This is a genomic window from Halomonas sp. ND22Bw (assembly GCF_003011945.1).
Taxonomy (GTDB): Bacteria; Pseudomonadota; Gammaproteobacteria; order Pseudomonadales; family Halomonadaceae; genus Halomonas; species Halomonas halophila.
On record NZ_PXWD01001441.1, the window covers coordinates 1 to 249 of the forward strand.

A 249-nucleotide genomic window follows, 5' to 3' on the forward strand; every position below is an offset into this window, starting at 1 on the left:
GTCGGGGCGCTCGTCGCCGCTCTCCTTCTGTTTGAAGACAAGCAAGGGCTGAAAGGCTTTGGGAGTCGGCTTGTCCAATGGACTGCGCAGCGCAGGCTTGCCCTGGGCATGGTGGTAGGCACGACAAGTGTGGTGGTCTCTGTTGCTACCGTGGTGGGCCTGTGCTCGGCGGTGGTTGTGCTGGTGCTGCTACCACTGCCCGCCTACGTTGCCGGGAAAGAGGAAGGCACTCGGCTTCGGTCACTTACT

1 protein-coding gene is annotated in these 249 nt (G+C 61.8%); it reads left to right on the top strand.

The window, feature by feature from the left end; translation table 11 throughout:
- Positions 1-249 (top strand): hypothetical protein (locus tag CVH10_RS27050; RefSeq protein WP_219925040.1); only part of this gene is annotated, 249 nt, incomplete at both ends.